This window comes from Streptomyces sp. YIM S03343 (genome assembly GCF_054729195.1).
This window is the reverse complement of record NZ_JBPUKX010000001.1, coordinates 5912007-5927096: the sequence shown is the minus strand read 5'-3', so window position 1 is coordinate 5927096 and position 15090 is coordinate 5912007. Positions and strand designations below refer to the sequence as shown.

At 69.6% G+C, this 15090-nt stretch carries 13 protein-coding genes and 1 pseudogene; 10 read left to right on the top strand and 4 right to left on the bottom strand.

From position 1 onward, the window contains the following. Positions 1 to 11 precede the first annotated feature (11 nt). From ACSYGN_RS25905 to ACSYGN_RS25890, 4 genes are read left to right on the top strand one after another with little or no spacing between them, the layout of a single operon-like run. Positions 12 to 1628 (top strand): carboxyl transferase domain-containing protein, encoded by a 1617-nt coding sequence (locus tag ACSYGN_RS25905; RefSeq protein WP_460399587.1) that lies wholly within the window; start codon positions 12 to 14, stop codon positions 1626 to 1628. A gap of 11 nt (positions 1629 to 1639) precedes the next feature. Next, on the top strand, positions 1640 to 3856 hold the full coding sequence (locus ACSYGN_RS25900) for an acetyl/propionyl/methylcrotonyl-CoA carboxylase subunit alpha (protein WP_460399585.1): 2217 nt from the start codon (positions 1640 to 1642) through the stop codon (positions 3854 to 3856). After that, on the top strand, positions 3853 to 4803 hold the full coding sequence (locus ACSYGN_RS25895) for a hydroxymethylglutaryl-CoA lyase (protein ID WP_460399583.1): 951 nt from the start codon (positions 3853 to 3855) through the stop codon (positions 4801 to 4803). The genes ACSYGN_RS25900 and ACSYGN_RS25895 overlap by 4 nt, the downstream gene beginning before the upstream one ends. Positions 4804 to 4809: 6 nt before the next feature. Continuing rightward, on the top strand, positions 4810 to 5970 hold the full coding sequence (locus ACSYGN_RS25890) for an acyl-CoA dehydrogenase family protein (protein ID WP_460399581.1): 1161 nt from the start codon (positions 4810 to 4812) through the stop codon (positions 5968 to 5970). A 57-nt stretch (positions 5971 to 6027) separates the two neighbouring features. Here ACSYGN_RS25890 and ACSYGN_RS25885 read toward each other — a convergent pair whose 3' ends face one another. After that, positions 6028 to 6744, bottom strand: coding sequence for an SAM-dependent methyltransferase (locus tag ACSYGN_RS25885; protein WP_460399579.1), 717 nt, complete (start codon positions 6742 to 6744; stop codon positions 6028 to 6030). Positions 6745 to 6783: 39 nt separating this feature from the next. Between ACSYGN_RS25885 and ACSYGN_RS25880 the strand changes: the two genes are divergently transcribed. Both ACSYGN_RS25880 and tnpB read left to right on the top strand, forming a co-directional pair. After that, entirely contained in the window at positions 6784 to 7359 is a 576-nt protein-coding gene (locus ACSYGN_RS25880) for an IS607 family transposase (protein WP_460399577.1), read from the top strand. After that, the gene (gene tnpB / locus ACSYGN_RS25875) at positions 7356 to 8813 is read left to right on the top strand and encodes an IS607 family element RNA-guided endonuclease TnpB (protein ID WP_460399575.1); all 1458 of its coding nucleotides are present in this window, start codon (positions 7356 to 7358) and stop codon (positions 8811 to 8813) included. Before ACSYGN_RS25880 ends, tnpB begins: the two co-directional genes overlap by 4 nt. 301 nt (positions 8814 to 9114) lie before the next feature. On the opposite strand, the gene ACSYGN_RS25870 is transcribed toward tnpB, so the two are convergent. Further along, positions 9115 to 9300: an ATP-binding protein gene (locus ACSYGN_RS25870; protein WP_460399573.1), complete on the bottom strand. Its 186-nt coding sequence runs from the start codon at positions 9298 to 9300 to the stop codon at positions 9115 to 9117. A gap of 482 nt (positions 9301 to 9782) precedes the next feature. Here ACSYGN_RS25870 and ACSYGN_RS25865 point away from each other — a divergent pair, with 482 nt between their 5' ends. Further along, a complete protein-coding gene (locus ACSYGN_RS25865; RefSeq protein ID WP_460403745.1) occupies positions 9783 to 10307 on the top strand; it encodes an NUDIX domain-containing protein in 525 nt (174 codons plus the stop codon). A gap of 19 nt (positions 10308 to 10326) precedes the next feature. Here ACSYGN_RS25865 and ACSYGN_RS25860 read toward each other — a convergent pair. Then, positions 10327 to 11312 (bottom strand): annotated as a pseudogene (locus ACSYGN_RS25860) (IS5 family transposase). 279 nt (positions 11313 to 11591) lie between these two features. Here ACSYGN_RS25860 and ACSYGN_RS25855 point away from each other — a divergent pair. Together ACSYGN_RS25855 and ACSYGN_RS25850 are read left to right on the top strand one after the other, a co-directional pair. Then, entirely contained in the window at positions 11592 to 12083 is a 492-nt protein-coding gene (locus tag ACSYGN_RS25855) for a DUF6461 domain-containing protein (protein WP_460399570.1), read from the top strand. A gap of 499 nt (positions 12084 to 12582) precedes the next feature. Continuing rightward, positions 12583 to 13212, top strand: a complete 630-nt coding sequence (locus tag ACSYGN_RS25850; protein ID WP_460399568.1) for a class I SAM-dependent methyltransferase — start codon at positions 12583 to 12585, stop codon at positions 13210 to 13212. Between the two features lie 9 nt (positions 13213 to 13221). Here ACSYGN_RS25850 and ACSYGN_RS25845 read toward each other — a convergent pair whose 3' ends face one another. Next, a complete protein-coding gene (locus ACSYGN_RS25845) occupies positions 13222 to 13764 on the bottom strand; it encodes a DapH/DapD/GlmU-related protein (RefSeq protein ID WP_460399566.1) in 543 nt (180 codons plus the stop codon). A gap of 189 nt (positions 13765 to 13953) precedes the next feature. Here ACSYGN_RS25845 and ACSYGN_RS25840 point away from each other — a divergent pair, with 189 nt between their 5' ends. Next, the gene (locus ACSYGN_RS25840) at positions 13954 to 14997 is read left to right on the top strand and encodes an ABC transporter substrate-binding protein (RefSeq protein WP_460403743.1); all 1044 of its coding nucleotides are present in this window, start codon (positions 13954 to 13956) and stop codon (positions 14995 to 14997) included. The last annotated feature ends 93 nt before the right edge of the window (positions 14998 to 15090 follow it).

The following is a 15090-nucleotide window of genomic DNA, read 5'->3' as shown; positions in this document are numbered from 1 at the left end:
GGGACCGCGGGATGCAGGAGGCACCGGAGCTGACGAGCGCGGCAGACCCCGCGTCGGAGGCGTGGCGGGCCAATGAGCGGGCACAGCGCGCGCTGGCGGAGGAGCTGCGCGCCAAGCTGGCCGCGGCGCGGCTGGGCGGCGGGGAGCGGGCCAGGGCCCGGCACACGGCGCGCGGCAAGCTGCTGCCGCGCGAGCGGGTGGACACGCTGCTCGACCCCGGCTCGCCGTTCCTGGAGCTGGCGCCGCTGGCGGCCGACGGGATGTACGAGGGCCAGGCACCGGCGGCCGGGCTGATCGCCGGGATCGGCAGGGTCGCCGGACGCGAGTGCGTGATCGTCGCCAACGATGCCACGGTCAAGGGCGGGACGTACTACCCGATGACCGTGAAGAAGCATCTGCGCGCCCAGGAGGTGGCCCTGGAGAACCGGCTGCCGTGTCTGTATCTCGTCGACTCGGGCGGCGCGTTCCTGCCGATGCAGGACGAGGTGTTCCCGGACCGCGAGCACTTCGGGCGGATCTTCTACAACCAGGCCCGGATGTCCGGCGCCGGCATCCCGCAGATCGCCGCCGTCCTCGGCTCCTGCACGGCGGGCGGGGCGTATGTCCCGGCGATGAGCGACGAGGCGGTCATCGTGCGGAACCAGGGCACCATCTTCCTGGGCGGTCCGCCGCTGGTGAAGGCCGCCACCGGCGAGGTCGTCACGGCGGAGGAACTGGGCGGCGGCGATGTCCACGCGCGCGTGTCGGGCGTCACCGACCATCTCGCGGAGGACGACGCGCACGCGCTGCGGATCGTACGGAACATCGTCGCCACGCTCCCCGCGCGCGGACCGCTGCCCTGGGAGGTGACGGCGCCGGTCGAGCCGAAGGCCGATCCGTACGGGCTGTACGGCGCGGTGCCGGTCGACCCGCGCACCCCTTACGACGTACGGGAGATCGTCGCGCGCGTGGTGGACGGCTCGCGGTTCGCCGAGTTCAAGGCGGAGTTCGGGCAGACCCTCGTCACCGGCTTCGCACGTGTCCATGGGCACCCGGTCGGGATCGTCGCCAACAACGGCATCCTGTTCTCCGAGTCCGCCCAGAAGGGCGCCCATTTCATCGAGCTGTGCGACCAGCGCGGCATCCCGCTGGTGTTCCTCCAGAACATCTCCGGATTCATGGTGGGCAGGGACTACGAGGCGGGCGGCATCGCCAAGCACGGCGCCAAGATGGTGACAGCGGTGGCCTGCACGCGGGTGCCGAAGCTGACGGTGGTGGTCGGCGGGTCGTACGGGGCGGGCAACTACTCGATGTGCGGCCGGGCTTATTCGCCCCGTTTCCTGTGGATGTGGCCCGGCGCCAAGATCTCGGTGATGGGCGGCGAGCAGGCCGCGTCCGTCCTCGCGACCGTCAAACGGGACCAGTTGGAGGCGCGGGGGGAGAGCTGGCCCTCCGAGGAGGAGGAAGCCTTCAAGGCGCCGGTGCGCGCGCAGTACGAGCGCCAGGGCAATGCCTATTACGCCACGGCGCGCCTGTGGGACGACGGTGTGATCGACCCCTTGGAAACTCGCCGGGTGCTGGGCCTGGCCCTGACCGCCTGCGCCAACGCGCCCCTGGGAGAGCCCCAGTTCGGCGTCTTCCGGATGTGAGGAGGGGAAGCGTGTTCGACGTTGTGCTGGTGGCCAACCGGGGCGAGATCGCGGTGCGGGTGATCCGTACGCTGCGGGCGATGGGGGTGCGCTCGGTCGCGGTGTACTCCGACGCCGACGCGGACGCCCGGCATGTGCGGGAGGCCGACACGGCGGTGCGGATCGGGCCCGCGGAGGCCGCGGAAGCCTCGGGAGCCGCGGAGGCCGCGGAGGCCGCGGAGGCCGCAGAGAGCTATCTGTCGGCCGAGCGGATCCTGGCCGCCGCCGCCCGCACCGGCGCACAGGCGGTCCACCCGGGCTACGGCTTCCTCGCCGAGAACGCCGGCTTCGCGCGGGCCTGCGAGGAGGCGGGACTGGTCTTCATCGGCCCTCCGGCCTCGGCGATCGCGCTCATGGGGGACAAGATCCGCGCCAAGGAGACGGTCCGCGCGGCGGGCGTCCCGGTGGTGCCCGGGTCCAGCGGGAGCGGGCTGACGGACGATCAACTCATCGTCGCGGCACGGGAGATCGGCATGCCGGTGCTGCTGAAGCCGTCGGCAGGCGGCGGCGGCAAGGGCATGCGGCTGGTGCGGGAGGTGACCTCCCTCGCCGAGGAGATCGCCGCGGCCCGCCGCGAGGCCCGCGCCTCTTTCGGGGACGACACGCTGCTGGTGGAGCGGTGGGTGGACCGCCCCCGGCACATCGAGATCCAGGTGCTGGCCGACGGCCACGGCCATGTCGTCCACCTCGGCGAGCGCGAGTGCTCCCTCCAGCGGCGGCACCAGAAGCTCGTCGAGGAGGCGCCCAGTGTGCTCCTGGACGCGGCGACCCGGGCCGCGATGGGTGAGGCGGCGGTGCAGGCGGCGCGTTCCTGCGGATACCGGGGCGCGGGCACCGTCGAGTTCATCGTGCCGGGCGGCGACCCCTCGTCGTACTACTTCATGGAGATGAACACCCGGCTCCAGGTGGAGCACCCGGTCACCGAGTTCGTCACCGGCCTGGACCTGGTGGAGTGGCAGCTGCGTATCGCAGCGGGCGAGCGACTGCCGTACGGCCAGGACGACATCACCCTTACCGGGCACGCCGTGGAGGCCCGGATCTGCGCCGAGACCGTGTCGGTGCGGGAGGGTGCCCGCGGCTTCCTGCCGTCCGGCGGCACGGTGCTCAAGCTCTACGAGCCCTCGGGCGACGGCGTACGCACCGACTCCGGGCTCAGCGAGGGCACGGAGGTGGGCAGCCGCTACGACCCGATGCTCGCCAAGGTCATCGCCCACGGCCCCGACCGGGAGACGGCACTGCGCAAGCTCCGCGCGGCCCTGGCCGGGACGGTGACGCTGGGCGTGCCGACCAATGCCGGATTCCTGCGCCGGCTGCTGGGGCATCCGGCGGTGGTGGCGGGGGAGCTGGACACCGGGTTGGTGGAGCGGGTGCTGGACGATCTGGTCACGGACGAGGTCCCGGCGGAGGTGTATGCGGCGGCGGCGCTGCTGCGTCAGACGGCACTACGGCGCGTGCCACACTCTGGGGACTCTGGGGACTCTGGGGACTCCGGGGACTCCGGGTGGTCCGACCCGTTCGCGGCTGGGGACGGCTGGCGGATGGGCGGCGAACCGGCCTGGACACCGCACCCGATGCGGGTGGCGGGCCATGACCCGGTGGTCGTACGGGTCCGGGTCCCGGCCATGTGCGCGACCATGGGCGCGGGCGGGGGCCCAGGTGGGATGGAACTCCTGCTGGAGGGGACGGACACCCCCGTGCCCGCGCGCAGCACCCCCGGAGAACGGCTCACCGTCGAGCTGGACGGCGTGACGCACACGTTCACCGCGGTCCCGGACGCACAGGGCGAGGGGGTCTGGCTGGCCCGGGACGGCGACTCCTGGCTCGTACGCGACCACGACCCGGTCGCCGCGAGCCTGAACCGGGCCGCACACGCGGGCGCCGACTCCCTCACCGCACCGATGCCCGGCACGGTGACGGTGGTGAAGGTGGCTGTGGGCGACGAGGTGGCCGCGGGCCAGAGCCTGCTGGTGGTGGAGGCGATGAAGATGGAGCACGTCATCTCCGCCCCGCACGCGGGCACGGTCACGGAACTCGACGTCACCCCGGGCACGACGGTCGCGATGGACCAGATCCTGGCGGTGATCGCACCGCACGACGAAGCGGCAGCTCCAGACGAAGCAGCAAATCCAGACGAAGCGGCAGCTCCGAATGGATCGGCTGCTCCAGTGGACGGAGGCGAGCAGGCATGACACCACCCCGCGATCTCCCGATGGTCGTCCCGGCCCAGGACCTGCCCGCACGGGTGAGGATCCACGAGGTGGGCGCGCGCGACGGTCTCCAGAACGAGAAGGCGATCGTGCCGACGGAGGTGAAGGCGGACTTCGTCCGCCGCCTGGCAGAGGCGGGCCTGACGACGATCGAGGCGACGAGTTTCGTCCATCCGAAGTGGGTGCCGCAACTGGCGGACGCCGAAGAGCTGTTCGGCCGGATGAAGGACGAGCTGACCGGAGTACATCTGCCGGTCCTGGTCCCCAACCACCGAGGTCTGGACCGGGCCCTCGCCCTCGGCGCCGACCGCATCGCCGTGTTCGCCAGCGCGACGGAGTCCTTCGCCAAGGCCAACCTGAACCGCACGGTCGACGAGTCGCTGGCGGTGTTCGACCCGGTGGTGCGGCGGGCGAAGGAGGAGGGCGCGCACGTGCGCGGCTACGTCTCGATGTGCTTCGGCGACCCGTGGGAGGGCGCGGTCCCACTCCACCAGGTGGTCCGGGTCTGCACGGCACTGCGGGACATGGGCTGCGACGAGCTGAGCCTGGGCGACACGATCGGTGTGGCGACACCGGGCCACGTCCTCGAACTGCTCGCCCTGCTCAACGAGGAGGGCGTACCGACCGACGTCCTCGGAGTGCACTTCCACGACACCTACGGCCAGGCGCTGGCGAACACCTACGCGGCGCTGGAGCACGGCGTCACGACGATCGACGCCTCCGCGGGCGGCCTGGGCGGCTGCCCGTTCGCGAAGTCGGCCACCGGCAACCTGGCCACGGAGGACCTGGTGTGGATGCTCCAGGGCCTAGGCATCGAGACAGGCGTCGACCTGGACCGCCTCACCGCCACGAGTGTGTGGATGGCGGCCCACCTCGACCGACCCAGCCCGTCCCGCACCGTCCGAGCCCTCTCCCACAAGGACCAGTGATCACCGATGGACTACCGTCTCTCCCCCGAACTGGAGGAACTCCGCCGCACGGTGGAGGAGTTCGCGCACGATGTGGTGGCCCCGAAGATCGGCGACTTCTACGAGCGGCACGAGTTCCCGTACGAGATCGTGCGCGAGATGGGCAGAATGGGGCTGTTCGGTCTGCCGTTCCCGGAGGAGTACGGCGGGATGGGCGGCGACTATCTGGCACTGGGCGTGGCGCTGGAGGAGCTGGCGAGGGTCGACTCCTCGGTGGCCATCACTCTGGAGGCCGGTGTCTCCCTGGGCGCGATGCCGATCCACCTCTTCGGCACGGAGGCCCAGAAGCAGGAATGGCTGCCCCGGCTCTGCACGGGCGAGATCCTGGGTGCCTTCGGTCTGACGGAGCCGGACGGCGGCTCGGACGCGGGCGCCACCCGCACCACGGCCCGCCTGGACCCGGCGACCGATGAATGGGTGATCAACGGTACGAAGTGCTTCATCACCAACTCGGGAACGGACATCACGGGTCTGGTGACGGTGACGGCGGTGACGGACCGGGGGCCGGACGGCCGGCCCGTGATCTCGGCGATCATCGTGCCGTCGGGCACTCCGGGGTTCACGGTGGCGGCGCCGTACTCGAAGGTCGGCTGGAGCGCCTCGGACACCCGGGAGCTGTCCTTCTCGGACGTCCGGGTCCCGGCGGCGAACCTGCTGGGCGAACTGGGCCGGGGCTACGCCCAGTTCCTGCGCATCCTGGACGAGGGCAGGATCGCGATAGCGGCACTGGCGACGGGGCTGGCGCAGGGCTGCGTGGACGAGTCCCTGAAGTACGCCAAGGAACGCCACGCCTTCGGCCGCCCGATCGGCGCCAACCAGGCGATCCAGTTCAAGATCGCCGACATGGAGATGAAGGCCCATACAGCCCGCCTGGCCTGGCGGGACGCAGCGGCCCGCCTGGTGGCAGGCGCCCCCTTCAAGAAGGAGGCGGCCCTGGCCAAGCTCCACTCCTCCACGGTCGCCGTCGACAACGCCCGCGAGGCCACCCAGATCCACGGCGGCTACGGCTTCATGAACGAGTACCCGGTGGCGCGGATGTGGCGGGACTCGAAGATCCTTGAGATCGGGGAGGGGACGAGCGAGGTGCAGCGGATGCTGATCGCGAGGGAGTTGGGGCTCGCGGGATGACGCGGGAGCCCGGGGTCGGCGGTGTGCCGTCGGCCCCGGGCTCCGTATGTCAGCCGGTCAACGCTCCAGGAGGGCGAAAACCCCCCACCCGAGATACTCACGCTCGTACCGGACATAGCGGACCGGATCTGCCGTGAGCTCGGCCCTCAGCTCGGCGGCCAGCTCGTCCTCGGGATTGCTGTCGAGCCAGCGACGGACGTTGAGCCACTGTGCGGCGCGGTAGCGGTCCCAGCTGTCCTGATCGGCGAGCATCATCTCGACGACGTCGTAGCCGAGTTCACCGAACCGTCCGACCAGTGCGGGCAGCGGCAGGAAGTCGTCTTTGCTGGTTGCGTGACACGCGTCGAGGGTGGCCTGGTCCTGCGGCTCCTGACGCCAGTACGGCTCGCCGATCAGCAGCATGCCGCCGGGGCGAAGACTGCGGCGCAGCAGCTCGATGGTGCCGACCACACCGTCGCCGATCCAGGTGGCGCCGATGCACGCCGCGAGATCGACGGGTGCGTCCGAGACATGGCCGGAGGCGTCGCCGTGGAGGAAGACCACCCGGTCGTCGACACCGAGTTCGGCCGCGCGGGCGCGGGCCTTGGCCGTGAACTCGATGCACATGTCCACACCGGTCCCGACCACGCCGTGGTCGCGCGCCCAGGTGCACAGCATCTCGCCGGATCCGCTGGCGAGGTCGAGCACGCTCGTCCCGGGAGTCAGATGGAGAGCCTCCCCCAGGGCGGCCAGCTTCTCGGGGGTGAAGAGGCCACCAACTGTTGCGTGATTCATCAGTGAATCTCAGGCTTTCTCATCCGATATCTTGATCGCGTGAAACTTTCCGAGTGGGCGGCGCGCAACGGCGTGCATTACCAGACCGCGTGGGCGTGGGCGAAAGAGGGCCGTATGCCGGTCCCGGTGCGCCAGACGCCGTCCGGCACGTGGCTGGTCGACGAGCCCGCTTCGGAGACGTCCGGCCGCGTCGTGGCGTACTGCCGGGTTCCGTCGGCGGACCAGAAGCCGGACCTTGACCGGCAGGTGGCCCGCGTGGTCCAGGGGGCCACTGGTCTCGGCCTGCCGGTAGCGGAGGTCGTGACCGAGGTCGGATCGGGGCTGAACGGGCGGCGCCGCAAGCTGCACCGCCTGCTGTCCGACCCGCAGGCGGCTGTGATCGTGGTCGAGCACCGCGACCGGCTGGCCCGGTTCGGCGTCGAGTACCTCGAAGCCGTCCTGTCGGCGTCCGGGCGGCGCCTGGTCGTCCTCGACGCCACCGAGACGGCCGATGACCTGGTGCGCGACATCACCGAGGTGCTGACGTCGATGTGCGCGCGCCTGTACGGGCGGCGGGCGGCGAAGAACCGGGCTGAGCGCGCGGTGGCCGTGGCGACCGGGGATGCCGACGGGTGAAGAAGTTCCGTCCGCAGCCCGGGTTCGTGGTCCAGGCGTACCGCTTCGCTCTGGACCCGAACGCCGTCCAGGAGCGTGCGCTGCGTTCGCACTGCGGCGCTGCGCGTGCCGCGTACAACTGGGCTGTGGGCTGGGTGACCGCCTCGTGGTGGCAGCGCAAGGCCGAGGAGACGTACGGCATCCCCGAGGCCGGGCTGACGGAGTGGCGGCCGTGGTCGCTGCCGTCGCTGCGCAAGGCGTTCAACGCCGCCAAGCACACCGACCCCAGATTCACCACCTGGTGGGAGGAAAACTCCAAAGAGGCGTACTCCACCGGTATCGCGAACGCTGCTGCCGCGTTCGACAACTACGCCAAGTCCAAGCAGGGCAAGCGCCGCGGCCGGAAGATGGGTGCGCCGCGGTTCAAGTCGAAGCGGAAGGCCCGCCTCGCCTGCCGGTTCACCACCGGCACGATCCGCGTGGATGCCGACGGCCGGCACGTCACGCTGCCGAGGCTGGGCACGATCCGCACCCACGAGCCCACCGTCAAACTCCTCACCCGCGTCCAGGCCGGGACGGCCCGGATCCTGTCCGCGACTGTGCGGCAGGAGCGCGGGCGCTGGTTCGTCTCCTTCCAGGCAGAGGTGAAGCAGGACCTCGGCCGGGTCGCGCGGCCGGACACAGCGGTCGGGATCGATCTCGGCGTGAAGACCCTCGCTGTCATGGCCGACAGCACGGGCGAGATCCGCGCTGTCGCCAACCCCGGGCACTACGACCAGGCACGCAGGCAACTGCGCCGCGCCTCCCGCGTCGTCTCCCGACGCCAGGGCCCCGACCGGCGCACCGGGCAGAAACCCTCGAAGCGGTGGGAGAAGGCCAACGCCCGGCGGAACAAGGTCCACCACCGCGTGGCGAACCTCCGCGAAGACGCCCTGCACAAACTCACCACGAGCGTCGCGGCCGAGTACGGCACTGTCGTGGTCGAGGACCTCAACGTCGCCGGGATGCTCCGCAACCGGCGCCTGGCCCGCCGGATCGCCGACGCCGGATTCGGCGAGATCCGCCGCCAGCTCGACTACAAGACCCGCCAGCGCCACGCCACCCACATCGTGGTCGCGGACCGCTGGTACCCCTCCTCGAAAACCTGTTCCGGGTGCGGCGCGGTGAAAGCCAAGCTGCCGCTGCATGTCCGGACCTACGAATGCGACGCCTGCGGCCTGGTCATCGACCGGGACGACAACGCCGCACTCAACCTCGCCGCCCTCGCGGCAGCCGCAGTAACTGGTACCGGAGTGGCCGGAGACCAGGACACCACCGCGGTGGTGTCGAAGCCTCGTGGAGCCGACCGGAAGACCCGCGCCACCCGCCCCCGCCGCAAGGCGGAGGCGGGGCGGGCAGGTGGCGCAACCCTGCCGCACCAGCGGCAGGCAGAAACGAGAGACCGTACTCAAGCCGAAGCCCTCACGCTCTGGTGACGAGACGGACCTTCCGGGCCGCAATGCCCGGAATGCTGAGAGCTGCTGAGGCTCTGAGCGACGGTTGTGGATGCGGTGGCTGATCATCCACGGTTGGGGTTCCTTACGTCGGATGAGGTCATGACGTGCCTGAGGAACGGCCGGCTGCCTCCGACCGCCGCTGCCTGAACCGTCATCAAACGCACCTCTTCCGGCCGCAAGACTGCCCGGACACACGTAGTCCGAACCCGGGGAGGGTAGGCCGCGTGGATCCCGACGTCCACCGGTTTTCCCCGGCTCCCACGCACCCCTGTACGTCTTGCTAATGGGCGACCTCGGCCCAGACGACCTTGCGGCTACGTGTCCCCTGCTCCCTGACTTCGTAGCCCCACCGGCTGCTCAACGCGTCGACGAGCAGCAGCCCACGTCCTGCCTCGGCCTCTTCAACAGAGCGTCGCATCACGGGAGCATCCGGCGAGGCGTCGGTGACGCTGATGGTCATGGTCACGTGAGCGTCTCCTCCGGGATGGAGCCCCGGCGTCTTCGGGTACGAGGGCCGGGACCTGGTCGTCACCGCCGCCTGGGTGCAGAAGTTTCCGGCGGCGTGCGACCAGTCAAAGGCCGCGAGGGGCACCTATGTGACTCCGTGCGGCGACTCCGAGACGGAGTCACCATTCCATCACTGCGCGTAATATTGATGCGGCGCACGGCAGGCAAGGAGGCCTGATGGACAGCCGGCGGACGCCTGACCTTCATGACGTCGTCGCAGAGCTTCTCAACGACACCCGGTTCCTCGCTGTTTGCCGCGATCGTGACATAGGGGCCCTGTTCCGGCTGCTCAACCACCGGGGCATCAGCACCCGCAGAATCGCCGCGGGCGCCGACATCACCCAAGGACGGCTCTACGACTACATGAACGGCAAGAGCCGGGTAGAGAAGCTGTCTGTGTTCGAGCAGATCGCCGACGCCTTCCACATCCCCGGAGAGTTGCTGGGCCTTGCCAAGCGGGCGTGGGAACCCTCGGCGGAGGCCGTCGCACGGCAGCCGCCGGCCGAGGGCAACGCCAAGCAGGCCCGGAAGCGCGTCGCGGCGGATGTCGTTCTGAGGGATGCAGCAGGCCTGATACTCCTCGTGAACCCGACGTACAAACAGCACTGGGACCTGCCGGGCGGAATGGCGGAGGAGAACGAGCCGCCTGAGGAGGCGGTGACACGCGAACTACGCGAGGAACTCGGCTTGGACGTCACCCCACGCGGCCTGTTGGTGGTCGACTGGGTGGCTCCCCATGGACCGTGGGACGACCAGATCGCGTTCGTCTTCGACGGCGGCACACTGGACGTGGATGAGCTGACCCCGCAGGACGAGGAACTGTCCGAGGCCCTCTTCGTCTCCGCCGACAGAGCAATGGTCCTGGTCGGCGAGCGGATGCGCCGCAGGCTCGACGCGGCCTTGCGCGCCATCAGCCGAAGCCGACCGGAATACCTGCGGGACGGACACCCGCTCTGGCGGGTCTAGGTCCTGTCTGGAGTTCGGATCACGACTGCGGTGCGATGCTGCGGAGCCAGAGCATCGCACCGCACAGATGCAGTCCGGCCTCGTAGCTCTCCGGGGTCTTGTCGAAGCGGAACGCGATGCCTCGCCAGTTCCGCAGCCGGTTGATGCACCGCTCCACGGTGTTGCGCTCGGTGTACAAGGCCGCGTCGTGGCTGACCGGGCGACCGCCCTTCGAACCGCGCTTCTTCCGGTTGGCGGCCTGGTCCACCTTCTCCGGGATCACCGCCCGGATTCCACGACGCCGCAGGTAGCGGCGGTTACGGCGGCTGGAGTAAGCCTTGTCCGCGGCCACTGCGTCCGGTCGGGTCCGGGGACGCCCGACCGGCCCGCGCACCTTCACCCGCTCCAGGACCGGGACGAACTGCGGGCTGTCGCCGGCCTGTCCGGGGGTGAGCACAAACGCCAGCGGACGGCAGCGCCGGTCGGCCGCCAGGTGAATCTTGCTGGTCAGCCCTCCCCGGGAACGCCCCAGTTGTGCGGCCTTCAGACGGGCCCGGTGCCGTCGGCGGGCCCGTCGCCGCTCAGCGCCCGCGTCGTCCTCGCACTGTCCGTCCTGCGGCTGTTGTCCCTCCACGGCGCCCCCTTTTCGGACTCGGCGGCCGCTTCCAGGGCCGCCAACTGCTCGGGTTCCAGTGCCATCCCGGCGGCGTGGTGGTGCGCCCGTGCTGTCGCCGAGTCCACGCTGACCAGGCCCAGGTCCGCCTGACCCCGGTCAGCGGCCTCGGCGATCACCGCCTCCATCAGGTGCTGGAAGACGCCCTGCGTCGCCCAGATCCGGAAGCGGTCGTACGCGCTCTGCCAGGGCCCGAACTCGCTGGGCAGGTCGCGCCAGGGACTGCCCGTGCGGAACCGCCACATCACCGCGTTGAAGTGTTTCCGCAGGTCGGGGATGGGCCCGACTGCGGCGATCGGAAGGTGGGGCTCGATCAGGGCCCACTGCTCGTCGGTGAGATCGCCTCGCGCCATGGCCGATGGCCTATCAAGGAGGGACCCCATGACGCAGGCGATCTACCGAACTCGTGATCCGGACTCCAGACAGGACCTAGGGCGCGTAGCAAGTTGTGGTCGATCTGCGGGATGTGCCTTCCTAAGCGGTTGCGGCAAAGTCGAGTACTGATCCTTCGTCGGCCGAGGCCCACGGCCGAAGGCCCGCTCTTGGTACACGGCGCAGACCGGGCGGCCGCCGTTTTGACGACGGCGCGTGGCTGCGCGGGCTTGTCAGTGGGTTCCTCTACGGTGCCCCCTATGTCGCACTGGATACACGGCCCGCTCCCGCATCACGAGGAAGCCAACGTCGTCTTCTTCCGGGGGATCTCTCTGGACGCGCTCACGCAAGGACTCCTCAGCCAGCGGCGAAAGCCACTCGCGTACGGCAAGGGCCTTGATTGGGGGTTGGTGATGCACGACATGCTTAGCTGGGAGAGCGGTGACTACGGCCTTGCCGAGTATGGGCAGTTGTGCCCGGCCGGCGGCGAGCTCGTCGTTTTCGAGATCGAACCGTGCCTCGTCAAAGCCCACGGCCCATCGTTCCAGTACCTCCGCGATGGACAACTGATCACCGCCTTCAGCTTCGAGACTCCGTACTACCGGGCAGGTGAGGAGCCCGACCTGCTGCTGCCCGCCCTCACGGCGGCGAACCTGATCAACCCGGCGGATCTTGACAGAGATGACAACGAGGAGCGGATTGTAGAGGTAATCGCCGGTTTCTTCTCTTTGCCCGAACTCGAAATGCCTTGACCGAGGGCGCTGAGCGGCCTCGGTGATGTGGGGTTGTGATTCGGGTACGAGGCAGGGTCATTTTGGTGCTGGTGCCTTTGGGCCAGCGGGCCAGCTCCACGGTTTCGGTGTACCGGGCCGGCTCGTCGAGCGGACTCTTGTTGTAGAGGTTCGGGTGGCTGCCGTCGGCGTCCTTGATGGAGGTACGGCCGATCCACATAAGGTGCTGCGACTCCTGCCGTCGGCAATCCATCTGCCCGGTGACCGTACCCGCTTCCTGTACGGTCTGCGTGCTCGGACGGAGCGTCACGTCGTACCCTGTCCGTTCGCCGCACTTGGACAGTTTCTCGCCGTCAGGCCACGCCATTACCAGGGCCACGACAGACACGACGGCAGCCACCAGCGCGGTGTTGCCGCCAATAAGAGAGTGCGGGAGGCAGGGCAGCCGGTTTCCGGGGACGGGGGCGGTGCGGGGGCCCGGAGATGCTGCAGACGTGCTCGGGTGTTAGCTTCCCTTCCTTTGATGGGGCACCAGGACGAGACCCGGACGGCCTACGACGGGGTCGTCGAGCTGTATGCGTCGATGTTCGCCAGCCGGTTGGAGACGCGCCCGTTCTCGCGGAACATGATCGGCACCTTCGCGGAGCTGGTGCGTGGGACGGGGAACCCGCGGGCAGCCGACGTCGGGTGCGGGCCCGGGCATCTGACGGCCTTGCTGCACGACCTGGGGCTGGACGCCTTCGGGCTCGACCTCTCCCCCGGCATGATCGACCACGCCCGGCGGGCCCATCCGGCGCTACGGTTCGACGAGGCGCGGATGGAGGCCCTGCCGGTCGAGGACGGCGCGCTCGGCGGTGTACTGGCCCACTATTCGACGATCCACACCCCGCCTGGGGAACTGCCCGCGCTGCTCGCCGAGCAGGCGCGGGTCCTGGCACCGGGGGGCCTGCTCCTGGTCTCGTTCTTCGCGACCGACGCAACGGAGCCGGCCCGCTTCGACCACAAGGTGACACCCGCCTACAGCTGGCCGGTGGACCGGTTCGCCGGGTTGCTGGCCGGGGCCGGGCTCGTCACGTTCGTCCGGCTGCTCCACGATCCGGCCTCCGAGCGGGGCTTCCTCGACACCCACTTGCTGGCCCGCCTCCCCTAGGCCCTGTCGTCACCACTGCCGGTGCACGGTTGCCTTGCTGCCGGTCACCAGGCTTGCCGGGGGAACGTCATCGGCCACCACCGCTCCGGCGGCGATCACGGCGTCACGGCCGATGCTGACGCCGGGCAGGATCGTGGCACCGGCGCCGATCCACACGTTCTCCGCGACGTCGATGGGTGCGCCGGTGAGGTACAGCCGCCGCTCCTCGGGGTCGACCGGGTGGCCGCTGGTGATGAACATGACGTTCGGACCGATCATCACACGCTCGCCGAGCCGGATGCCGGCGTAGTCCAGGAACGTGCAGTTCTGGTTGATGAACACGCGCTCGGCAAGGTCGAGGTGGAGGCCGTGGTCCGTGTAGAAGGGCGGATAGATCGTGACTCTCGGCGGCACTGGCTTGCCGAGGATCTGCTCGAACAGTTCTGCCTTGCCTGCTTCGTCCTCGAAGGGCAGGACGTTCAGGCGGGAGGTGAGCTCGGTGACCCGCAGGACCCTCTCGGCCATGGCCTGGAACTCGGCGCTGTGGATGCGCATGAGACGGTCGCCGGACATGCCACGGTCCCTTCTGCTGGGCACGAAAAGATCGTTCTGCGCCGAACAACCTGGACACCCTCGCAACGGCACTCTATGCGACTGCCCACCGTGTCCAGCCAGCACCCCCTGAACATCAACTGAGGTTAGGCTAACCTAGCTTAGAATTCTCCGGCGGTCGCTCCGCCCCGGTCGAAAGCAGTCATGCCCATGCCTTACGCCCGTACCACGCACCCCACCCGCCGCGGCATCCTCGCCGCGGGCGGCGCCCTCGGTCTCGGTGCCGCGCTCGCGGCCTGTGGTGATGTGAAGAGCGGGGGTCCGGGGAAGGGGGGCGCGGCCGCCGCCCCAGGTCCCTGGTCGTTCGAGGACGACCGCGGTCAGACCGCCGAGACCGACAAGGTCCCGGCGAACATCGTCGCCTTCGTGGGCGTGGCCGCCGCGCTGTACGACTACGGCGTCCGGGCCGAGGGGGTCTTCGGGCCGACGACCGCCAAGGACGGCAAGGCCGATGTGCAGGCCGGGGACATGGACGTCAGCAAGGTCACGGTGCTCGGCAACGAGTGGGGGCAGTTCAACATCGAGAAGTATGCGGCGCTGGCCCCTGATGTGCTCATCTCCACGATGTTCGACAGCGTCGGGACGCTCTGGTACGTGCCCGAGGAGTCCAAGAAGAAGATCCTTGCCGTCGGGGCGCCCAGCGTCGGCGTCTCGGTCTACGACCGGCAGCTGACCGAGCCGCTCCAGCGCATGCTCGCCCTCGCCAAGTCCCTCGGGGGTGACGTCACTTCGGACGCCGTCACGCAGGCCAAGAAGCGCTTCGAGGACGCCTCGGCCAAGCTGCGCGCCGCCGTCAAGGCCAACCCCGGCATCAGGGTCATGGCCGGTTCCGCCAGCCAGGACCTGTTCTATGTCTCCGGCTCGAACCTCTCCGTCGACCTCGAGTACTACAAGGCCCTCGGCGTCACCTTCGTCGAGCCCCCGGAGAAGGCCAAGGCCAAGGGCGGCGGCTGGTACGAGTCGCTGAGCTGGGAGAACGTCGACAAGTACCAGGCCGACATCATCATGATGGACAACCGCACCTCGGCCATCCAGCCCGCCGACATCACCGAGGCCACCTGGAAGAAGCTCCCCGCGGTCAAGGCCGGCCAGGTCATCGCCCGCAATCCCGAGCCGATCCTGTCCTACGACAAGTGCGCCCCGCTGGTCGAAGACCTCGCCACCGCCATCGAGAAGGCCAAGAAGGTCGGCTGAGGTCCCCGGCACCCGGCACCCGGCCCCGGCACCCGGCCCCGGCACCCGGCTCCCGGCAGCACCCCCTGAACCCCGCAGGTTCCGCCTCTCCTG